This window comes from Azospirillum sp. B506 (assembly GCF_000333595.1).
In the GTDB taxonomy this organism is placed as follows: Bacteria; Pseudomonadota; Alphaproteobacteria; order Azospirillales; family Azospirillaceae; genus Azospirillum.
Genome location: NZ_BADK01000786.1, coordinates 1 through 20,886, shown reverse-complemented (window position 1 = coordinate 20,886; position 20,886 = coordinate 1). Strand labels below are relative to the sequence as shown.

Annotated in this window: 22 protein-coding genes; 7 read left to right on the top strand and 15 right to left on the bottom strand. The window is 68.6% G+C overall.

Annotated features, from left to right (window positions below; all coding sequences use genetic code 11):
* Window positions 1–5: 5 nt before the first annotated feature.
* Window positions 6–1,046: a heat-inducible transcriptional repressor HrcA gene (gene hrcA, locus I71_RS24685; RefSeq protein ID WP_042699872.1), complete on the bottom strand. Its 1,041-nt coding sequence runs from the start codon at window positions 1,044–1,046 to the stop codon at window positions 6–8.
* A gap of 151 nt (window positions 1,047–1,197) precedes the next feature.
* The gene (locus I71_RS24680) at window positions 1,198–1,944 is read right to left on the bottom strand and encodes a creatininase family protein (RefSeq protein WP_042699869.1); all 747 of its coding nucleotides are present in this window, start codon (window positions 1,942–1,944) and stop codon (window positions 1,198–1,200) included.
* Between the two features lie 208 nt (window positions 1,945–2,152).
* Here I71_RS24680 and I71_RS24675 point away from each other — a divergent pair, with 208 nt between their 5' ends.
* Window positions 2,153–3,685, top strand: a complete 1,533-nt coding sequence (locus I71_RS24675) for a YifB family Mg chelatase-like AAA ATPase (protein ID WP_042699903.1) — start codon at window positions 2,153–2,155, stop codon at window positions 3,683–3,685.
* Window positions 3,686–3,713: 28 nt separating this feature from the next.
* Here the strand turns inward: I71_RS24675 and I71_RS24670 are convergent, their stop codons facing one another.
* Entirely contained in the window at window positions 3,714–5,255 is a 1,542-nt protein-coding gene (locus I71_RS24670; RefSeq protein WP_244434033.1) for an alpha/beta fold hydrolase, read from the bottom strand.
* 52 nt (window positions 5,256–5,307) lie between these two features.
* Between I71_RS24670 and I71_RS38490 the strand changes: the two genes are divergently transcribed.
* Both I71_RS38490 and I71_RS24665 read left to right on the top strand, forming a co-directional pair.
* On the top strand, window positions 5,308–5,766 hold the full coding sequence (locus tag I71_RS38490; RefSeq protein ID WP_159107435.1) for a hypothetical protein: 459 nt from the start codon (window positions 5,308–5,310) through the stop codon (window positions 5,764–5,766).
* Window positions 5,767–6,175: 409 nt separating this feature from the next.
* Window positions 6,176–6,550 carry a MarR family winged helix-turn-helix transcriptional regulator gene (locus I71_RS24665; RefSeq protein ID WP_042699866.1) on the top strand — a complete coding sequence of 125 codons (375 nt, stop codon included), beginning with the start codon at window positions 6,176–6,178 and terminating at the stop codon, window positions 6,548–6,550.
* A gap of 8 nt (window positions 6,551–6,558) precedes the next feature.
* Here I71_RS24665 and I71_RS24660 read toward each other — a convergent pair whose 3' ends face one another.
* The 3 genes from I71_RS24660 to I71_RS24650 form a co-directional block, all read right to left on the bottom strand.
* Window positions 6,559–7,233 carry a pyrrolidone-carboxylate peptidase gene (locus tag I71_RS24660; RefSeq protein WP_083897383.1) on the bottom strand — a complete coding sequence of 225 codons (675 nt, stop codon included), beginning with the start codon at window positions 7,231–7,233 and terminating at the stop codon, window positions 6,559–6,561.
* Between the two features lie 13 nt (window positions 7,234–7,246).
* On the bottom strand, window positions 7,247–8,245 hold the full coding sequence (gene trpS / locus I71_RS24655; protein WP_042699861.1) for a tryptophan--tRNA ligase: 999 nt from the start codon (window positions 8,243–8,245) through the stop codon (window positions 7,247–7,249).
* Window positions 8,246–8,377: 132 nt separating this feature from the next.
* The gene (locus I71_RS24650) at window positions 8,378–8,746 is read right to left on the bottom strand and encodes a cupin domain-containing protein (protein WP_042699858.1); all 369 of its coding nucleotides are present in this window, start codon (window positions 8,744–8,746) and stop codon (window positions 8,378–8,380) included.
* 113 nt (window positions 8,747–8,859) lie between these two features.
* On the opposite strand from I71_RS24650, the gene I71_RS24645 reads away from it, so the two are divergent.
* Window positions 8,860–9,729 carry a LysR family transcriptional regulator gene (locus I71_RS24645; protein WP_042699855.1) on the top strand — a complete coding sequence of 290 codons (870 nt, stop codon included), beginning with the start codon at window positions 8,860–8,862 and terminating at the stop codon, window positions 9,727–9,729.
* 75 nt (window positions 9,730–9,804) lie between these two features.
* Here I71_RS24645 and gshB read toward each other — a convergent pair whose 3' ends face one another.
* The 4 genes from gshB to rsmI are packed head-to-tail and all read right to left on the bottom strand — an operon-like array spanning window position 9,805 to window position 12,922.
* Window positions 9,805–10,752 carry a glutathione synthase gene (gshB, locus tag I71_RS24640; protein ID WP_042699852.1) on the bottom strand — a complete coding sequence of 316 codons (948 nt, stop codon included), beginning with the start codon at window positions 10,750–10,752 and terminating at the stop codon, window positions 9,805–9,807.
* 29 nt (window positions 10,753–10,781) lie between these two features.
* Window positions 10,782–11,624: a SirB1 family protein gene (locus I71_RS24635; protein ID WP_042699849.1), complete on the bottom strand. Its 843-nt coding sequence runs from the start codon at window positions 11,622–11,624 to the stop codon at window positions 10,782–10,784.
* Window positions 11,625–11,651: 27 nt separating this feature from the next.
* The gene (locus I71_RS24630) at window positions 11,652–12,020 is read right to left on the bottom strand and encodes a YraN family protein (protein WP_042699844.1); all 369 of its coding nucleotides are present in this window, start codon (window positions 12,018–12,020) and stop codon (window positions 11,652–11,654) included.
* Window positions 12,017–12,922, bottom strand: coding sequence for a 16S rRNA (cytidine(1402)-2'-O)-methyltransferase (rsmI, locus tag I71_RS24625; RefSeq protein WP_244434032.1), 906 nt, complete (start codon window positions 12,920–12,922; stop codon window positions 12,017–12,019). The genes I71_RS24630 and rsmI overlap by 4 nt, the downstream gene beginning before the upstream one ends.
* Before the next feature lie 104 nt (window positions 12,923–13,026).
* Here rsmI and I71_RS24620 point away from each other — a divergent pair, with 104 nt between their 5' ends.
* Complete coding sequence (locus tag I71_RS24620) at window positions 13,027–14,184, top strand: penicillin-binding protein activator (RefSeq protein WP_244434031.1); 1,158 nt, start codon at window positions 13,027–13,029, stop codon at window positions 14,182–14,184.
* Window positions 14,185–14,380: 196 nt separating this feature from the next.
* On the opposite strand, the gene I71_RS24615 is transcribed toward I71_RS24620, so the two are convergent.
* From I71_RS24615 to I71_RS24595, 5 genes are all read right to left on the bottom strand, one after another.
* Complete coding sequence (locus tag I71_RS24615) at window positions 14,381–15,070, bottom strand: ABC transporter permease (RefSeq protein WP_042699838.1); 690 nt, start codon at window positions 15,068–15,070, stop codon at window positions 14,381–14,383.
* A 4-nt stretch (window positions 15,071–15,074) separates the two neighbouring features.
* Window positions 15,075–15,779: an ABC transporter permease gene (locus I71_RS24610; protein WP_042699834.1), complete on the bottom strand. Its 705-nt coding sequence runs from the start codon at window positions 15,777–15,779 to the stop codon at window positions 15,075–15,077.
* 162 nt (window positions 15,780–15,941) lie between these two features.
* The gene (locus I71_RS24605; protein ID WP_244434030.1) at window positions 15,942–16,796 is read right to left on the bottom strand and encodes a lysine/arginine/ornithine ABC transporter substrate-binding protein; all 855 of its coding nucleotides are present in this window, start codon (window positions 16,794–16,796) and stop codon (window positions 15,942–15,944) included.
* An 86-nt stretch (window positions 16,797–16,882) separates the two neighbouring features.
* Window positions 16,883–17,689, bottom strand: a complete 807-nt coding sequence (locus tag I71_RS24600; protein ID WP_042699829.1) for an ABC transporter ATP-binding protein — start codon at window positions 17,687–17,689, stop codon at window positions 16,883–16,885.
* 137 nt (window positions 17,690–17,826) lie between these two features.
* Window positions 17,827–19,506, bottom strand: a complete 1,680-nt coding sequence (locus I71_RS24595) for a putative transporter (RefSeq protein WP_042699824.1) — start codon at window positions 19,504–19,506, stop codon at window positions 17,827–17,829.
* Window positions 19,507–20,069: 563 nt separating this feature from the next.
* Between I71_RS24595 and ccmA the strand changes: the two genes are divergently transcribed.
* Window positions 20,070–20,765 carry a heme ABC exporter ATP-binding protein CcmA gene (ccmA, locus tag I71_RS24590; RefSeq protein WP_042699822.1) on the top strand — a complete coding sequence of 232 codons (696 nt, stop codon included), beginning with the start codon at window positions 20,070–20,072 and terminating at the stop codon, window positions 20,763–20,765.
* Window positions 20,762–20,886 (top strand): heme exporter protein CcmB (locus I71_RS24585; protein WP_042699819.1); only part of this gene is annotated, 125 nt, incomplete at its 3' end. The genes ccmA and I71_RS24585, both read left to right, overlap by 4 nt.

Genomic DNA, 20,886 nt, shown 5'->3' with positions numbered 1-20,886 from the left:
GCGGTTCAACCGATCAGCCGGCTGACCACCTTGGCGGTGTAATCCACCAGCGGAATGATGCGGGCGTAATTGATGCGGGTCGGGCCGATGACGCCGATGGCGCCGATCACCTGCTCGCGGCTGTTCTGGAAGGGGGAGATGATCATCGAACAGCCGGAATGGCTGAACAGCACATTCTCGGCGCCGATGAAGATCTGCACGCCGTCGCCTCGGCCGGTGGCGTCCAGCATGCGCAGCATGGTCTCCTTGGTCTCCAGCGCCTCGAACAGGCCGCGCACCCGTTCCAGGTCGGACAGCGCGGTGACGTCCTCCAGCAGGCGGGACTGGCCGCGGACGATCAACTGGCCGGCGTTCGAGCCGCCGGTGCCAGCCCAGGTGGCCAGCCCGGCGGCGACCACCTTGCGCGACAGCTCGTCCAGCTGGGTCTTCTGCTGTTCGATCTCCTGCAGCACCTCCTGCCGGGCTTCGTCCAGCGTGCGGCCGGCGAGCTTGGCGCTGAGGAAGTTCGACACCGTCTGCAGGGTGGAGGTGGGAACCCCCATCGGCACCTCGATCACCCGGTTCTCGACCAGCCCGTCCTCGTTCACCAGGACGACCAGGGCGCGGCCGGGGCCGAGCGACACGAATTCGATATGCTTCAGCGGCCGGTCGGTCTTGGGCGCCACCACCAGCCCGGCGCAATGCGACAGGCCGGACAGCATGGTGGACGCCTCGCCCAGCACGTCGGCGAAGGCACGGCCGGAGGCGGAGCATTTCGCCTCGATCGAGGCGCGTTCGTCCTCGGTCAGCGACCCGATCTCCAGCAGGCCGTCGACGAACATGCGCAGGCCGGCATCGGTCGGGATGCGGCCGGCCGAGGTATGCGGGGCATAGAGCAGCCCCTGCTCCTCCAGGTCGGCCATCACATTGCGGATGGTCGCGGGCGACAAGGCCATGCCAAGCCGCCGCGAGATCGTGCGCGAACCGACCGGTTCGCCCGATGCCACATAGGCATCGACGATCAGCCGGAAAATCTCGCGCGATCGCTGGTTCAGCTCGTTGATCATTGTCTATGGCGACTGGGCGGTCGGGCTCTGTTCGGGCTGGGGGGTTGCGGAACGCGAATTCCATCAACCGGTCCGAATTTAGGCAGGTCCGACCGCCGAATCAACGTGCGGGGCGAAGAAGCTCCACCGGCATGCGATCGCGCGACGCTCCTTACTGCTCCGCCAGGAAGGCGCGGTACTGGGTGGCGATGGCGCCGACCGCCGCCTCGTACAGCTGCCGGCCATGCTCCGGACGGGCAAGGCCGGGGGCGGAGCCGATGCGGCCGTCCGGATAGCGGCGGCGGAAGTCGCGGGCATCGTGGAAGCCGCCAGCCGGCGCCTGTTCCGGCTCCATCGCTGCGGTCTTGATCGAGTCGGGGTAGGCGTACTGGGTGACCGACACCTCGCTGGGGGTGGCGTGCGAGCCTTCCATGCCCTGGTACAGCTCGCGCGACAGGCGGCCGACCTCGCCATTCTCCCACCAGTTCACCAGGGCGCAGCGCAGGTCCGGCGCATCGCGGCCGCGCAGCGCCCGGTTCTCCGCATGGATCTCGTAGAAGGCCGCGCGCACCGTGGCGATGTTTCCGCCATGGCCGTTGACGAAGAAGAAGCGCTCGAACCCGTGTTCGGCCAGCGACCCGACATAGTCGCGCAGCAGGGCGATCAGCGTCGACGGCTTCAGCGTCATCGAACCGGGGAATTCCATGTGGTGCACAGCCATGCCGACCGGGATGGTCGGACCGACCAGCGCGCCGGTGGCGTCGCCGACGCCCTTGGCGATGACCTCGGCGCAGATGGCGTCGGTGCCGACCAGCCCGTTCGGCCCGTGCTGCTCGGTCGAACCGATCGGCATGATGATACCCTTGGAGGTCTTCAGATAGGCCTCGACCTCGGCCCAGGTGCTCAGGTGAAGCTGCACGGTGGCGGATCCTTTTCGACGATGCGTGCCGGGAATGGGTTGCCCTCATGTTAGGCGCCCGGCCGGCCGGGACAACCGCTCCCTGCGCCGGGCGGGCATGACGGAGCCGTTGCGCTGCGCGTGCTCATCCCGCGCTGGCGCAATTTTCACGGTATGACTACAATCGCGTGCAGTTTGCCCGGAAGGGCATCTTTTTCGGGGTGCAGTGGTGGTTGCGCGCGTCAACACGGTGGCGTTCCAGGGCATCGAGGTGCTGGGGATCGACGTCCAGGTCCAGATGTCCGGCGGACTCGTCGCCTTCACCGTCGTCGGCCTGCCCGACAAGGCGGTGGGCGAAAGCCGGGAGCGGGTGCGCGCCGCGCTGCACGCGCTGGGGCTGGCGCTGCCGGCCAAGCGGATCACCGTCAACCTCGCCCCCGCCGATGTGCTGAAGGAGGGCAGCCATTTCGACCTGCCCATCGCGCTCGGCCTGCTGACGGTGATGGGGGTGCTGCCGGATGCGGAGATGGCCCGCTATGTCGCGCTGGGCGAACTGGCGCTGGACGGTGCCCTGACCCCGGTGGCCGGTGTGCTGCCCGCCGCCATCGACGCGCTGGCCAACGACCGCGGGCTGATCTGCCCGGCGGCCTGCGGCGGCGAGGCGGCCTGGGCCGGTCCCGACCTGGAGGTTCTGGCGCCGGTCAATCTCCTCGCCCTCATCAACCATTTCAAGGGCGCCCAGGTGCTGACCCCGCCCAAGCCGCGGATGCAGGAACAGGATGCGCCGCCGCCCGACCTGCGCGACGTGAAGGGCAACGAGACCGCCAAGCGCGCGCTGGAGGTCGCCGCCGCCGGCGCGCACAACCTGCTGATGATGGGGCCGCCCGGCTCCGGCAAGTCGATGCTGGCCGCCCGCCTGCCCGGGCTGCTGCCGCCGCTCGACCCGGCGGAGGCGCTGGAGGTGTCGATGATCCACAGCGTCGGCGGGCTGCTGGAGGACGGGCGCCTGCTGCGCCAGCGCCCCTTCCGCGCCCCGCACCAGTCGGCCAGCCTGCCGGCGCTGGTCGGGGGCGGCACGCGGGCCAAGCCGGGCGAGATTTCCCTGGCGCACCAGGGCGTTCTGTTCCTCGACGAGCTGCCGGAGTTCCCCCGCGCCCTGCTGGAGGCGCTGCGCCAGCCGCTGGAGACCGGCAAGGCGGTGGTCAGCCGCGCAAACCACCATGTGACCTATCCGGCGCGGGTGCAGCTGGTGGCGGCGATGAACCCCTGCCGCTGCGGCCATCTCGACGATGCGTCGCTCGCCTGTGCCCGGGCGCCGAAATGTGCCGCCGATTATCAGTCGAAGATCAGCGGGCCGCTGTTCGACCGCATCGACCTGCACATCGACGTGCCGGCGGTCAGCCCGGCCGATCTCAGCCTGCCGCCGCCGGCGGAGGGCAGCGCCGACATCGCCGCCCGCGTCGCCGTCGCCCGCGCCATCCAGGCGGAGCGCTATGGCGGTTTCGGTCCTTATCCGGCGGGCCGGGCGGTGCGGACGAATGCGGAGGCGGACGGCGAATTGTTGGAGAAGGTCGCCTCTCCCGACGGCCCCGGCCGTGCCCTGCTGACCGAAGCGGCGGAGCGGCTGAAGCTGTCCGCCCGCGGCTATCACCGGGTGATGCGGGTGGGGCGGACGCTGGCCGACCTCGATGGGGTCGAGGGAGTCAGGCGCCGCCACATCGCCGAGGCATTGAGCTACCGGCGGATCGCGCCGGGGCGGTGAGGGAAGGGGGAAATCCGTCCGGACGTCCTTATGGACCCTCGAACACCGGCGGCTTGGCCGCTCCCGGGCAGGTGTTCGCCGGGATCGTCTCCTGCTCGACGAAGCCGACGGCGGCGGCCATGGCGCAATCCTCGCTGGAGGTCACGATGTGGCTGGCGGCGCGGAAGACCAGATGGCGGCTCTTCGGCAGGGTGGCGGCAGCACGGTCACCCCAGTCCGGCGGGGTGACGGGGTCGTAGGCCCCGGACAGCAGCAGCACAGGAACCGGGCTGGCGACCGGCAGACGTTCGCTCGGTTCCTGATGGCCGGATGGCCACAGGCGGCAGACGCGCTGGCCGGGATCGTCGGCGGCAACCAGCCCGTAGGGGGCGTAGCGGCGGGCGCTGTCGGCGCGCTTCAACGGGTCGGCGGTGGTCACCGATTCACGGCATTCGACGGAGAAGGCCAGACCGTCGGCGACCTCCGGATCGCCCAGCCAATTGGTCGGCGCCCATTCCGCCAGCGTGGCGTATTGGCCGCGGATGGCGCGGTCGATCATGATCGGCAGGGCCGGCACCGCCTCGCTGACCGCCATCGCTTCCAGCCCGGCGGCGATGGCCGCGCCGCCGGTCAGGTGCAGGATGCGGCGGGTCTCATGGTCGCCGACCACGACATCGATCGGAGTGCGGTCCAGCCGTTCGACCATGCCGAGGAAGCGCTTCTCCAGATCGGGAAAGGCGGAGCGGCAGGTCCGGCTGGCGGCGCAGTCGTCGAACAGCCGGCGATAGGAGCGCTGGGCCAGCCAGGCCATGTCCTCCTGCGCATTGACGTCGGGCGGATAGACGCTGTCGAAGACGGCGGTGCGGACGCGGCCGCCCTGGCGCCGCAGGATCTCCAGCCCCACCCGCGTGCCGTAGGACACCCCGAACAGGTTCACGCGCTGGGCGCCCAGCGCGGTGGCGATGTCCAGCGCATCCTCCGCCGCGACGGGGGTGGAAAATTGGGTGGTGTCCAGCCCCGCGGCCTGCAATCGCGCGGAACAGGCGCTGACCGCGGAGCGTTCCGCCGCCGCCCGCTGCTCGCGCGTCAGCGGCCGGGTGCCGCGGGTGGCGCCGACGGAATCCAGCTCCGGGCAATCGGTGTCGGGCTCCGCCCGGCCGACGCCGCGCGGGTCGAACAGGATCAGGTTGCGGGTGCGGCGGAAGGGGGCCGACAGCTCCCACCACACTTCCATCCGTTCTTCCGTCGCCTCGCCGCTGCCGAAGGGGGACGCGCCGGGGCCGCCCTCCAGGAACAGCACCGGATCGGGGGCCGGCTGGCGGGCGGTGCTGAGCAGAACGGCGACCGGCAGTCGCAGGCTGCGGCTGTTGGGCCGGTCGCGCCGCTCCGGCACCGCCACCGTTCCGCACAGGGCCGCTTCGCCGTCCGGCACCGTGAACCAGCAGGGGCCGGGGGTGAAGCGCGCCTCCGCCGCTGCGGCAACGGGCCACAGGAGAGTCCACAGCGCGCCCGCCACCACGGCTGCAACCGCCAGCAGCTTGCGGGTGGAGCGCACCACGGTCGGCCATGCGGGTGAGGGGAGGAAGGACACGGACGGACGACCCGGAACTGATGGATAGGGACCGATGGACGAAGTACCACAGATGGCTGTGGGCAACGGCTCTGTGTTTGACCGACCGACCTCCGCTTGTCCAGAGCCGCCCGGCGCCATCCTGTCCAATGGCGAAACGACGAAAAAGCGGTGCCGAATTGCAACAGCCGTGCAGCGAAGACCACGCCCGCTGCGGAAGAACGGGTTGACGGAATACATCCGCATACGGAATTATTTCGATATCAGAGGCTCCACCGGCGGAGCCTCTCTCATGGAGGAGCAGATCATGCCGACCTTGTGGACGGCGTTGCGGAGCCGCTGGCTCGATTCCGGAGCGTCCTCCGGACCGGGCCGACTGTGCGATCACCTGCGGCGCGACATCGGTTTGACGGATGGCGAGGCCGGGGACGGCGAAGAGCCTCCACTCGACTGCCGTCTTCCGCCTTTTCACATCCGCAATCGGAACCTATCGGAAGCGCGGACATTTTTGACCTTGCAACCGTATCGCTGAGCGGCGATACCGGATCCGCCGGCCTCTCACGCCGGCATCACCCAACCTCTGGAGAGTTTCGATGAAAGCCATCGTAGCCACTGCCTGGACTCGCCGATCCGGCGATCCGGCCAACACCGCCGCCCATATGGCCGCCAATCATGCCCAACCGGCCCGTCTTCTTCCCGCAGCCTTCGAACGTGAATTCCGGATATCGAGAGGATCCCATGTGTGTCTTTCTGGGTTTTTGCGGTCACCGTCTCTTCGTTGAACACGCCCGCTGGGCATCGCCGGCCGGGTCTTTCGACCTGAGGCGTGAAAACGGGGAAGTCATCCTATGGCTTGGACGCCTGAACATCATCTACACACCGGCCCGTTGGGGACCACCCTCCCGCGCTGCATAGCGCGCGGCGCCGCGGAGACCCGCTGAATGCCGGCCCGCGTTCGTCATGACGAGGTCCTTACCGTCGTCCAGGTGCTTGAGGCGTTCCGCAAGCTCGACCCCGATCTGCCCATCCAGTATGCGCTGAGTTTCATGACCATCGCGCAGAGCGGAGGCATCTCCATCGGCGAACTGGCGGAACGCCTGGGCATCGCCCAATCCTCCGCGTCGCGCAACGTCGCGGCGCTCAGCCGCTGGCACAGCTTCGGCAAGGCCGGCCTCGATCTGGTGCAGGCGCAGGAAGACCCGCGCGAACGCCGCCGCAAGATCGTCACCCTGACCGACAAGGGCCGTGAGTTCCTGGACGCGCTGCGCGCCATCGTGAACCCGCCCGACCAGCGCCGTCCCGTCAAAACCGCCTGATCGCCGCCTCAGGCGATCCCGTTCAGCGCCCTGCGCAGCATCCCCACCAGCGTGCGCACCGCCAGTTCCTGCCGCTCCAAACTCAAGCCGCCGTAACGGCGCAGCCTGGCGGCCCGGTCCGGCAGCGGCGGCATGTGGAAGAAGCCATACGGCACGTCCAGGCCCGTGCTTTCGATGATGTGCCGCGCCCGGTAGAACAGATGGTTGCCGAGGAAGCCGCCGGAAAAATCGCCGAAGGTCACCGGCAGCCCGGCCATCGACAGTTCCCGCATCACCCGCGGCACCGGCAGGGTGCTGCCGTAAGCGGCCGGCCCGCCGGGCACGATGTCGGCGTTCTCGCGTACCGTCCCGGCCGCATCGGCCAGCGGGCTTTCGTCGCGGTTCCAGGCCAGCCGCTCCAGCCGGATGTAGTCGCTCGCTTCCCAATAGGCGAAGCCGAGCGCCGCCAGCGGCCGGTGTTCCGCCAGCAGGTCGGCGAAAGCCTCGCCGCAGGCGTCATACAGAGGGGGGAGGGTGGCGGTGACGACCCCCGGCTCCGCCGCCAACCGGTCCATCAGCAGGGCGGTCGGATCGGCGGCCCATGGATGGTCGACGGGGGAGTGCTCTGCGGGGAGATGATCCGCTTCGCCGTCCGGGGGTGTCCCGAACGGTGCGAAGCCGGTGATCAGGATGGGGGCCGTCACGGGCAGGACATCCTTACGGCCGCAGCAGGCCGATGATGTCCTTCACGTCGTTCAGGTTCTTTTCCGCAATCGCGGCGGCGCGCTCGCCGCCCGTCTTCAGCAGCCGGTCGATCTCCGCCTTGTCGGCCAGCAGCTCCTTCATGCGGGTGGTGATCGGCGCCAGCTTGTCCACCGACAGGTCGACCAGCGACTTCTTGAAGTCGGAGAACTGGGCACCGGCGAACTGCGCCAGAACCTGTTCGCGCGACTGGCTGGCCAGGGCGCCATAGATGGTGACGAGGTTGTCGGCCTCGGGACGGGCCTCCAACTCGGTCACGGTTTCCGGCAGCGGCTCCGGGTCGGTCTTGGCCTTGCGGATCTTCTGGGCGATGGTGTCGGCGTCGTCGGTCATGTTGATGCGCGAATATTCGGACTCGTCCGACTTCGACATCTTCTTCTTGCCGTCGCGCAGGCTCATCACCCGCGTCGCCTCGCCCAGGATCTGCGGCTCGGGCAGCGGGAAGAACTCGGTCTCGTAACGGCGGTTGAAGGCGCCGGCAATGTCGCGCGCCAGTTCCAGATGCTGCTTCTGGTCCTCGCCCACCGGCACATGGGTGGCCTTGTAGAGCAGGATGTCGGCGGCCATCAGCGTCGGGTAGGCATAGAGGCCGAGATTGGCCATGTCCTTCTGCTTGCCGGCCTTTTCCTTGAACTGGGTCATGCGGTTCAGCCAGCCCAGCGGCGTGTGGCAGGACAGGATCCAGCCCAGCTCGGCGTGGCCCGGCACGACCGACTGGTTGAACAGGATGTTCTTGTCCGGGTCGATGCCGGCGGCAATGTAGGCCGCGGCGACCTCGCGGATGTTGTTGCGCAGGACCTCCGGGTCCTGGTCGATGGTCAGCGCGTGCAGGTCGACGACGCAGAAAATGCACTCGTAGCTGTTCTGCAGCTCCACCCAGTTGCGCAGCGCCCCCAGATAGTTGCCGAGGTGAAGCTGCCGGGTCGGCTGCATGCCGGAGAAAATGCGGTTCACGGGTGGTCTCGCTCGAAAACTCTGGGAGGCGGCAGTTATCGCCCCCCGAAGTCCGCCGGTCAAGGCACGGCGCATGCCGGCCGGAGGGCCTGCGACCGTTCGACCGGGGCCGTTCGACCGGGGCCATTCCCGTCAGGCCAGCTGCTGCTCGATCGACCGGGTCATCGGGGTCTCGACATCGCCGGTGTGCTTCGTCGTGACCGTTTCGATCAGCAGGACGCAGCATTCCTCGTCGGCGACCGGATTGTGCATCACCCCGCGGGGAACGATGCAGAACTCGCCGGGCGACAGCATCGTCTCGCTGCCATCCTCGAACTGGATGCGCAGGCGGCCTCGGATGACCTGGAACAGCTCGTCCTCGTCGTCGTGCCTATGCCAGACGAACTGGCCGAGAAGCTTGGCGACCTTCACATACTGGTCGTTCACACGCCCCACCACCTTGGGCGACCAATGCTCGGTGAGGTCGGCCAGGGCTGCCTCGATGTTGATGGACGGACTCATGCGCGTTCTCCCTGTTCTTCGGCCCGACGGGGCCGCGGTCACAGGATCGCGCACGCCTTGACTAGCTGAAAACTAATTCTGGTGAGATAATCATTAAAAATCATAATGCACCGATGGTCCGCAACCTCGACATCGCGCTTCTGCGCAGCTTCGCCGTCGCCGCCGATCTGCGCAGCATGACAGCGGCAAGCCAGACATTGAACCTGACGCAAGGGGCGGTCAGTCAGCAGATCGCCCGGCTGGAGGCGCTGACCGGTGGATCGCTGTTCATTCGCGACCGGCGCAATCTTCGCCTGACACCGTCCGGCGAGCGGCTGTTGGGCAAGGTCCGGCAGCTGCTGTCGTTGAACGACGAGATCTGGGCCGGCATCAATGGCGGCATCCTGGATGGGCCGGTGCGGATCGGTGCGCCCTATGACCTGATCGGACCGTGCATTTCCCCGGTGTTGAAGGTCTTTGCCGAGGCCTTTCCACAGGTGGAGCTGTCGCTGGTCTGCGGATCGTCGCCGGAACTGGCCGACCGGCTTGCCGGCGGAGACCTCGACCTCGCGGTGGTCGAGGAGCCGGTGGCGACGGCGCGGGGCGAGCATCTGATGGCCGACCGGCTGGTCTGGGTGGGTGCCAGGGGCGGCACCGCCCATGCGAAGCAGCCGTTGCCGCTGTCGCTGGTGGTGGACAGTTGCATCTTCAAGCCGGCGGTGACGGCGGCCCTGCAACGGCAAGGCCGGACTTGGCGGACGGTGTTCGAGAATGGCGGTCTCGACGCCACCTTCGCCACCGTGCGGATGGATCTCGCGGTGTCGGCTTGGCTGGCCTTCACCGTGCCGGCCGACCTGGAAATCCTCCCGGCCGACTGCGGATTGCCGGAGTTGCCGTCCCTGGCCGTCACGCTGCATCTGCCGGACCGGCCGCCGACGCCGGCAGCGGCCGAACTGGCCCGTCATGTCCGCGACGCCTTCACCCGGCAGCGCCAACCCGCCTGAGGGTTGGTGCTGCCGGGTTTTGGGCATGCTGCCGCTTGGCTGCGTATCCTTACTTGCCCGCGCGGCGGCGCGTTCTCATTTTTCCGCGCGGCGGCGCTCGATGGCGTCCCACAGCAGGGCTTCCAGCTGCACGCCGTCCAGGCGGTTGATCTCCTGGATGCCGGTGGGGGAGGTGACGTTGATCTCGGTCATGTAGTCGCCGATCACGTCGATGCCGACGAAGACCAGGCCCTTCTCGCGCAGCACCGGACCGATGGCGGCGCACATCTCGCGCTCGCGCGCGGTCAGTTCGGTCTTCCTGGCGCTGCCGCCGGCATGGAAATTAGCGCGGGCCTCGCCCTCCAGCGGCATGCGGCTGACCGCGCCCACCGGCTCGCCGTCGACCAGGATGATGCGCTTGTCGCCCTGACGAATTTCCGGCAGGTACTTCTGCACGATCACCGGCTCGCGGTAGAGCTGGGTGAACATTTCCAGCAGGGAGCCGAGATTCTCGTCGTCCGGCTTCAGGTGGAAGACGCCGGCACCGCCATTGCCGAACAGCGGCTTGACGATGATGTCCTTGTGCTCGGCCCGGAACTCCAGGATGGCCTGCTTGTCGCTGGTGATCAACGTCGGCGGCATCAGGTCGGGGAACTTGGTGATGAACAGCTTTTCCGGCGCGTTGCGCACCTCGGCCGGGTCGTTGACCACCAGAACCTTGGGCTGCACATGCTCCAGCAGATGGGTGGAGGTGATGTAGGCCATGTCGAAGGGCGGATCCTGCCGCAGCAGGATGACGTCCATGGTCGACAGATCGGTCGGCACCGGTTCGCCCAGCGTGTAATGGGCGCCGCGCTGGCGCACCACCGTCATCTCGCGCACGCGGGCGGTCAGGCGGTTGCCGGTCAGGATCAGGTCGCGCGGGTGGTAATGGTACAGGCGATGGCCGCGCTTCTGCGCCTCCAGCGCCATCATGAAGCTGGAGTCGGTGTCGATGTTGATCGACTCGATGGGGTCCATCTGGAAGGCGACGGCGAGGCTCATGACGGGTCTCCGGACCTCTGCAACGGGGGTCAGTTCAGGCGGTTCTTCAACTGCTGGATCAAGGAGGCGGTCTGGTGGCGGTGATGGTCGTCACCGGTCAGCGCCATGAAGGTCTCCAGTGCGACGATGGCGTCCTTCAGGTTGCCGGCATGGGCTTCCAGAAGGCCGGTCTCGCGCCACAGCGCCGGTTCATGCGGGGCGAACAGGCGCATCGCCTCCAGTACCTCCAGCGCCTTCGGCACCTCGTGCGCCGACAGGTGGCGCAGCTTGATGTTGTTCTGCAGGCGCAGCAGCACGTCGCGGTTCGACACCGGCTGGTAATGGCCGGGCTCCAGCTCGGCGGCACTGCCGGCGGTGGCCTTCAGCAGGTCGCGCAGGTCGACGACGCTGCGGGTCTGCCCCTCGTTGAAGGGGTCGAGAATGGCGCGGGCGCCGTCCTTCTCGATGCGGACCAGGAAATGGCCGGGGAAGTTCAGCCCGACCATCGGCCAGCCCTGCGAGCGGGCAGCATGCATGTAGAGGATACCGAGAGCCACCGGCAGGCCGCGCCGGCGGTCGACCACCCGCAGCAGGTTGGCGTTCTGCAGGTCGTCATAGGTATCGTGGTCGCCGGAATAGCCGTGGCGCTCGCCGATCACCGCATGCAGATGGGCGATGCGCGTCTCCAGGCTGTCGGTCTCCGGATCCTGGGCCGCGACACGGGCGGCCAGATCCTCGACGATGGTCCGGATATGGGCGCGGTAGGGGGCAAGGTCGGCGGTCGGCAGCTCCAGCGCGCCCAGCGCCAGGGCGGCTTCGGCCAGATCGATCTCGTCGTCCGGCTGGTCGCCGATGCGGCGCAGGATTTCGCAGGCTTCCGCGCGGTTGCTCAAGACTGTCGCCCTCTCATAACGGCCCTCTCACGCCCTCCAGGCATCGACCAGATGGCGTGGCCAGGCCCAAGGGGTAACCAGCATCACGTCGAAGCGCAAGACATAGCCGGCATAGCGCGGGTTGGCGCCGAGGAAGGCATGGGCGGCACGGGCCAGCCGGCCGCGCTGGCGGGCATTCAGCGCCTCGTTGGCGGTGTCCCAGTCGCCGCGCGCCTTCACCTCGACGATGGCGATGGTCTTGCCGCGCTTCGCCACGATGTCGATCTCGCCCATCGGCGTGCGCAGACGGCTGGCCAGGATGCGGTAGCCGCGCAGCCGCAGCGACAGGCGGCACAGCGCCTCCGCCCGGCGGCCCAGGCTTTCGGCGCGCAGGCGCCGCGCATCCAGGTCGGTCATTTCGTCTTCTCCTCCCGCTGCAGTTCCAGCGCGCGGGCATAGACGGTGCGCTTGTGCTGGCCGGTGCGGGCGGCGACGTCGGCGGCGGCGTCGCGCACCGACAGGCGGGTCAGCGCCTCGCGCAGCAGGGCATCGACGTCGGCTTCGCCCGGCGTCGCCTCCTCGCCCGGCGGACCGATCACCAGCACGACCTCGCCGCGCGGCGGTCCGGCCTCGGCGTAATGGGTGGCCAGCTCGGGCAGGGTGCCGCGCCGCACCTCCTCGTACAGCTTGGTCAGTTCGCGGGCGACGGCGGCCTCGCGCGGGCCCAGGATGTCGGCGAGGTCGGCCAGCGACTCCGGCAGGCGCTGCGGCGATTCGAAGAAGACCAGCGTGGCCGGCACGCCCTTCAGCTCGCCGGCGGTGGCGCGGCGCGCGCTGCTCTTGTTCGGCAGGAAGCCGGCGAACAGGAAGCGGTCGGTCGGCAGGCCGGACAGCACCAGCGCCACCAGCGGGGCGGAGGCGCCGGGCAGAGTGGTGACCGCAACCCCCTCCGCCACGCAGTCCCGCACCAGCTTGTAGCCGGGGTCGGAGACCAGCGGCGTGCCGGCATCGGTGACCAGTGCGATGGCCTCGCCCTTTTTCATGCGCTCGATCAGGATCGGACGCATCTTTGCGGCGTTGTGTTCGTGATAGGAAACGAAGGGGGTGTGGATGCCGTGGATGCCCATCAGCTTGGCGGTGACGCGCGTGTCCTCGCAGGCGATGGCATCGGCCCGCTTCAGCGCGTCGAGCGCCCGCAGGGTGATGTCGGCGGCGTTCCCGATCGGGGTGGCGACCACATGCAAGCCGGCCGCGAGTTTACTTGGCGCGGCGAGGGGGCTACCTTGAGCGCCACTTTCGGCCGGCTCGGCGGGGACCATGCCTTGGGTCTCGCCTTCGGTATCGGCGGCCGTTTCAGCAGATGTGGAGACAATTGGTGGCACGCTTGGCAACAGCTTTCTCACAGGGTCTGAAACGTCACGGCGTGGCAGCCTTGCTGGTCGCCGGCCTGTTGTCGGCCTGTTCGACTGTAAGCGCGCCGCCGCGGGTGGCACAAGCGCCGCAACCGGCTCCGGCCCCGGTGGCTCCCCTGCCGGAAGCGCAGGGCCCGATCAAGGTGGCCGTCCTGGTGCCGCTCAGCGGCCAGAGCGCCGCCATCGGGCAGGCCATGCTGGACTCGGCGCAGATGGCGCTGTTCGACATGGCCGGCGACCAGCTGCAGCTGCTGCCGCGCGACACCAAGGGCACGCCGAACGGGGCGGCCGACGCGGCGCGCCAGGCGCTGGCCGAGGGCGCCCGCCTGATCGTCGGCCCGCTGTTCGCCGCCGATGTCGCCGCGGTGCGGCCGATCGCCCAGAATGCCGGCGTCGACGTGCTGGCCTTCACCAACGACGCCACCCAGGCCGGCAACGGCACCTATGTGCTGGGCTTCGTCCCGGCCGATCAGGTCACCCGCGTCGCCGGCTATGCCCGTTCGCGCGGGGCGACGCGCTTCACCGTGCTGGCGCCGCGCTCGCCCTATGGCGATGCGGTGGTGAACGCCATGCAGCAGATCGCACCGAAGCTGGGCGCCATGACCACCCAGGTCGAGCGCTATGACCCGGCGGTCACCGACCTGTCGGTCCCGGCCAAGCAGGTGGCGCAGGAGACCCCGCAGCCGCAGGCGGTGATGCTGGCCGAAGGCGGGCAGCGCGCTCAGGGTATCGCCCAGGCGCTGGCAGCCAACGGCGTGCAGCCGCAGCAGGTCAAGCTGCTGGGCACCGGCCTGTGGGACGATACGTCGCAAGGCGCGCTGGGGCAGGAACCGGCGCTGGTCGGCGCGCTCTATGCCGCACCGGCACCGCAGACCCGTGCCCGCTTCGAGTCGCAGTTCGAGCAGCTCTATGGCCGCAAGCCGCCGCGCATCGCGACGCTGGCCTATGACGCGACCTCGATTGCCGCTGTCTTGATCCGCACCGGCGGTCCGGTGCCCTTCGACCGCATGGCGATGACCAACCCGAACGGCTTCGAAGGGCTGGACGGCCTGTTCCGCCTGCGCACCGACGGCATGGTCGAACGCGGCCTTGCGGTGATGGAGATCACCCCCACCGGTTCGCGCGTGGTCGACCCGGCCCCGCCGTCCTTCGAGATGCTGGGGCAGTGAGGAAGCACGCCCTCTCCCGTCCCGGGAAGAGAGTGTGGTAAAAAGAATGCGCCGCGGCCGTCGTCAGACGGGCCGCGGCGTTTTTGTATCCCAGGTAAGGATAGCTGGGGAATGTCGCTTCGCTATCCCCTCATCCTGCGCTTTTCTCCAGGGAAAACAGGAGAAACCGTCGCAGGGGAGAGGGAGCTATCCTTACTTATGCCCGCGCCCGCAGGTAGGGGGTCAGGCGCCATTCGGCGAACTTGATCAGGCGGGTGGCGATGAAGTTCAGCACCAGATAGATCGCCCCGGCGACGATGAACAGCTCGAAGACCGCGAAGGTCTGGGCGATCATCCGGCGGGCGATGCCGGTGACCTCCATCAGCGTGATGGTGCTGGCGAGCGAGGTCGCCTTCACCATCAAGATCACCTCGTTGCCGTAGGCGGGCAGCATCTGGCGGATCGCCACCGGCAGGACGATGCGGCGGAAGGCGAGCGCCCGTGACATGCCGCAGGCCCGCGCCGCCTCGACCTGTCCCGAGGGAACCGACAGGATGGCGCCGCGCAGCACCTCGCTGGTATAGGCGCCGGTGTTCAGCGTCAGCGCCAGGATGGCGCACCAGTAGGGCTCGCGCAGGAAGGGCCACAGGATGCTGTCGCGGATGAACTCGAACTGGCCCAGCCCGTAATAGACCAGGAAGATCTGCACCAGCAGCGGCGTGCCGCGGAAGACGAAGACATAGGCCGCGGCCAGCGTCTCCACCACCCGGTTTCCCGACAGCCGCAGCAACGCCACGGCGAAGGCGACCAGCGCCCCCAGCGTCAGCGAGCCGACGATCAGCTGCAGCGTCAGCGACAGTCCGCCGAGCATGCGGGGCAGGCTGTCCCACATCAGTTGCCAGTTCATGGCCTCAGGCCCTCCGGACGCCGCGATTGGCGGAGATTTCGGCGCGGTTGAACAGCGCCGTCGAAACGGTGGTCAGCATCAGGTACAGCACGGCGGCGGTGCTGTAGAACAGGAAGGGCTGGCGCGTGGCGCCCGCCGCCAGATGGGTCACCCGCATCAGTTCGGCCAAGGCCGTCACCGACACCAGCGCCGTGTCCTTCAGCGTCAGCTGCCAGACATTGCCGAGGCCGGGCAGGGCGAAGCGCAGCGTCTGCGGCACCAGCACCCGGCGCAGGATCAGCCAGCGGCTCATCCCGCAGGCGCGTGCCGCCTCGATCTGGCCGAAGGGGACCGACTGCACGGCCCCGCGGATCACCTCGGTCGAATAGGCGCCGGAAATCAGCCCGACCGCCAGCACGCCAATGGTGAAGGCGTTCAGGTCGATCCGCCCGTCATAGCCGAAGGCGGAGGCGATGGCGGTGGCGACCCCGCTGCCGCCGAAGAACAGCAGGTAGATCACCAGCAGTTCGGGAATGCCGCGGACGATGGTGGTGTAGACGTCGGCCACCACGTTCAGCGTCATGCTGTGGCTGAGCTTGGCCGAGGCGCCCAGCGATCCGACGAGGATGCCGAAGGCGAAGGCCGACACGGCGACCGCGACGGTCATCGCGGTGCCCATCAGCAGCTGTCCGCCCCAGCCGTTGGGACCGAAGGAAAGGAGTTCCAGCATTGGCACGCCCGGTAAGGCCCGCCGGGCGCGGCGCGGAGCGCCGGCCGGACGGGGGTCAGCGAACGGAGGTTACTGAACGACTGGCGCCCGGTCGCCGTGAAGGCCGCCGGGCGCCATACCGATCAGACAGGAGAGCACGCAGGCCCGCCTTGCTTGGCCATCTTACTTGGTGGGCGAGATGTCGTAGCCGAAATGCTGGGTGCTCAGCTTCTTGACGGTGCCGTCCTTCAGCGCCTCGGCGATGGCCTTGTCGAACATCGCCTTCAGGTCGGCGCTGTCCTTGCGCAGGCCGACGCCCATGCCTTCGCCGATCACGCCGCCGATGAAGTTCGGGCCGACGACGACCATCTTGCCCGGCGTTGCCTTCACCACCGCCTCGACGACCGAACGGTCGCCCAGCATGGCGTCGACGCGGCCCGAAGCCAGGTCGATGCCGGCATTGTCGATCTTGTCGTAGGTGCGCATGGTCACCTTCGGCAGATGCTTGTCCATGAAGTCGGCCTGGATGGTCGACACCTGGACGCCAACCGACTTGCCCTTCAGCGCCGCGGCCAGCTTGTCCAGCGTCGCCTTGGCCTTGCCCTGGTCGTTCAGGTCGACGCGGTCGGCGCCGAGGTTCAGCGCCTTGGCCAGCGGCGAGTCGGTCAGCACGGCGAAGACCGACGGCTCGGTGCCGTAGGGGACCGAGAAGTCGATGACCTTCTTGCGCTCGTCGGTGATGGTCATCGCCGACATGATGGCGTCATACTTGCCCTGCTGCAGGGCCGGGATGATGCCGTCCCAATCCTGGGCGACGAACTCGCAGGTGACCTTCATGCGCTTGCACAGGTCGTTGCCGAGGTCGACCTCGAAGCCGGTCAGCTTGCCCGAGGTGTCGGTGGCGTTCCACGGAGGATAGGCGCCCTCGCTGGCGATACGGACCGTCTTCCATTCCTTCGCACCGGCGGCGCCGGCAGCGGCGACGGCCATCATGGCGCCGAGCGCCAGGGCCGAAACGATCTTCTTCAAGGAACACACTCCTCTGTTCGGTTCGCCCGTTCTTTGGCCCCTGTTGGGGGCCGGGCTGTTTCTGACGGTCCGGTCCTGCCCTCTGCCTCGTCCCCTCACGCCGCGCCGGACAGATGGCGCGAGAGGAACTGCCGCACCCGGTCCGAGTCGGGGTTGGTCAGCACCTTGTCGGGTGACCCCTCCTCCTCGATCCGCCCCTGGTGCAGGAAAACCACCTTGGACGCCACTTCCCGGGCGAAGCCCATCTCGTGCGTCACCAGGATCATCGTGTTGCCTTCGTCCGCCAGCTGGCGGATGACGCGCAGGACCTCGCCGACCAGCTCGGGGTCCAGCGCCGAGGTCGGCTCGTCGAACAGCATCACCTTCGGCTGCATGGCGAGCGCGCGCGCGATGGCCGCGCGCTGCTGCTGCCCGCCCGAAAGCTGGACCGGATAACTGTCGGCCTTGGCCAGGATGCCGACCTTGTCCAGCAGCATGCGGGCGCGGTCGATGGCTTCCGCCTTCGGCACGCCCAGCACATGGACCGGCGCCTCGATCACGTTCTGCAGGATGGTCATGTGGGTCCAGAGGTTGAAGCTCTGGAACACCATGCCGAGCCGGGTGCGGATGCGCTCCACCTGCCGGGCATCGGCCGGGATGCTGGCGCCGCTGCGCGCCTTCTTCAGCGCAATGGCCTCGCCACCGATCACCACGCGGCCGTCGTCCGGGATCTCCAGCATGTTGATGCAGCGCAGCAGCGTGCTCTTGCCCGAGCCGGACGAGCCGATCAGCGTGATGACGTCGCCCTCGTGGGCGGTCACCGACACGCCCTTCAGCACCTCCAGCTCGCCGAACCGCTTGTGCAAATCCTCCACGACGACGGCGGCGGGGGCGGAGTCGCTGACGGGCGGGTGACGGTGCATGCGGGGAAACCGGCTGGGTTGTGGGAGCTGGTCATGGTCTGACCAATGCGGCATAGGCTAGACCGGCGCGGCGGGGTTCTGCAACGCGGATTTCACACGTCGCGCACGTTGTGTCGCTTCTGTCCAAAAATGCTCCGTTACCACAACAATAGTACGAGAATCTGCGGTCCCAGGATGCGCAGGCACATCGCCAGCGGGTAGACGGTGGCATAGGCCAGCGCCGGAGCCTCCGACGTGACCAGCGCGTTGGCATAGGCCAGCCCCGGCGGGTTGGTCTGTGCTCCGGCCAGGACGCCGCAGATGGTGAGGAAATTCAGCCTCATCAGCCCGCGCGCGACCAGCCCGGTCAGCAGCAGCGGCACCAGCGTCACCAGCACCCCCCACATCATCCAGGGCCAGCCGGCGCCGCTGGCCAGCGTGGCGACGAAGCGGTCGCCGGACGCGATGCCCAGCACCGCCAGGAACAGAACGATGCCGATCTCGCGCAGCGCCAGGTTGGCGGCCGGCGGCATGAACCAGACCAGCGGCCCGACATGGCCGACGCGGCCCAGGATCAGCGCGACGATCAGCGGCCCGCCGGCAAGGCCCAGGCGCAGCGGCGCCGGCATCCCCGGCAGGAAGATCGGGATGGCGCCCAGCGCCGCGCCGAGCGCGATGCCCAGGAACATCGGGATCATCTCCACCTGCTGCAGCTTGCGGGTGGCGTTGCCGAAGACCTGCCCGACGGCGGCGAGGCTGTCCGGCCGGGCGATCACCGTCAGGATGTCGCCGAACTGCAGCTTCAGCGCCGGTGTCGGCACCAGCTCCACGCCCGACCGGTTGACGCGGCTGACCACCACGTCATAGGCGTCCTGCAGGTTCAGGGCGGCAATCGACTTGCCGAGCACCCCATTGTTGGTGACGACGATGCGTTCCCATTTCAGGTCGGTGCCCTTGGTGGTCAGCGGCCGGTCGAACTCCTGCCCCAGCAATGCACGGACCTGCTCCAGCTTCGGCCGCGGCCCGACCACATGCAGCACGTCGCCCAGCTTCAGGCAGGTCCCGTCATGCGGGACGCAGAGCCTGCCGTCGCACAGCAGGCGCGAGGCGACCACCCCCTGTCCGCACAGCAACTCGATGGAGCCGATCGCCTTGCCCTCCAGCGCCGGATTGCGCACCGCCAGATCCATGGTCTCCAGCGTCGAGACCTCGGCGCGGCGGCACTCCTCGAAGCGGGCGGCCTCGGCCTCCGGGTCGATGCGGAACAGGATGCGGACGGCCGCCATCGCCAGCAGGTTGCCGGCGATGCCGAAGGGGTAGGTGACGGCGAAGGCCAGGCCGGGCAGGGCCATCACCGCCGCGTCGGCCCCGACCTCCGTCAGCACCTGCTGGGTGGCGGCGAGCGCCGGGGCGTTGGTCACCGCGCCGGCGAACACCCCCAGCGAGGAGCCCAGCGACAGCGCTCCCGATGACACCAGTGCCGCGGTCAGCAGGATGCTGGACACCACCATCAGCAGCGCCAGCCCGTTCAGGGCCAGCCCGGTGCGGCGGAGCGCGGCGAAGAAACCGGGGCCGACCTGGATGCCGATGGTGTAGACGAACAGGATCAGGCCGAAGTCACGGATGAAGTCCATCATCTCCGGGTTGAAGGCGATGCCGGCCTGCTTGGCGATGTGGCCGCCGGCGATGCCGGAGAACAGCACGCCGCCGATGCCGAGCCCGACCCCGCGGATCTTGATGTGGCCGAGCGCCACGCCCGCCGCCGACACGAGGCCGAGCATGAGCACCACCCGCGCAATCGGCGGCGTGGCCTGGAGGATGTCTGCGAAGGCCGACATGGGACAACTCGCTTCCTGAACACAATTGGGGCAGTCGCCGCCGCGGTCCGGAGGAGCCCCGGATGGAGGCGGCGGTCCCCGTTCGATCGGGGCGTTACGGCGCCACGATGCGTCAGGACGGCGGTCAAGGCGTTGATTCAGAACAAGCGCGCATCCTTTAGCCCTGCCAATCCCGGCACCCGGCGCTGCGGTGCGCGCATGGGAACTCAGCGCTCCGACGTCACCGGCCGGTCATTGCCGGGCATCCAATTCCTCGAACTCCATCCAAATTTTGCCACTTTCTTCCCTTACACGATAATCCAAGCAACCGGCCCCAGAGGTCGCGCGCATCGGCGTTCCCCCTAGCGCCGCCGCAGCGACGAACGAAGCCGTTCCACAAGGTATCGACCGGCCGGACCCGGCCGGACGCAAGGCCATCGCGAGAACCCCCTCGCGGTGGCCTTTTTCTTTCGGTCCCTTCCTTTTGAACCGCTGCGGCGATGGCGGCAGCATTCTCGTTCCGGCTTTGCCGCCTCCCTGTGCTATAGCAGCGCCTCCCTCAACCGGAAGCGCGACCCGTCACCATGCCCGTCTTTGCCGGATCAGAGCTGACCTGCCTGCGTGGCGACCGGCTGGTCTTCACCGGGCTGGAATTCCGCATCGCCCCCGGCGGTGCGCTGGTGCTGCTCGGTCCCAACGGCAGCGGCAAGTCCAGCCTGCTGCGGGTGATGGCCGGGCTGCTGAAGCCGCTGCACGGGGCGCTGGGCTGGGACGGCGTGTCGGTCGCCGACGACCCCGATGCCCACCGCGCGCGGGTGCAGTATGTCGGCCATCTCGACGCGGTGAAGCCGGTGCTGACGGCGGCGGAGAATCTCGCCTTCTGGGCGGCGCTGGCCGGGGCCGCCGACCCGGCCGCCAACGCGCGCGCTGCGCTCGACCGGCTGGGCGTGCCGCACATCGCCGGGGTGCCGGGCCGCTACCTGTCGGCCGGTCAGAAGCGCCGGCTCAACCTGGCGCGGCTTCTCGCCGCACCGGCGACGCTGTGGCTGCTGGACGAGCCGACCGTGGCGCTCGACCGCGCCGCCATCGCCCTGTTCGAGGGGCTGATCGCCGAACACCGCGCCCAGGGCGGCATGGTGGTGCTGTCCACCCACACCGACATCGCCACCCCCGGAGGCGAGGAGTTGCATCTGGACGACTTCGCCCCCTATGCCGACGATGAAGACGGTGCCGACGAAGCGGGCGAGGGCGGATATGAGGAAGAGGGGGCCGAGCCATGAGCCGTTTCCTGCGCCTTGTCGCGCGTGACCTGCGGCTGGCGTTGCGCCAGGGATCGGACGCCACCATCGCCGTCATGTTCTTCGTGCTGTGCGTGGTGCTGTTCCCGTTCGGCGTCGGTCC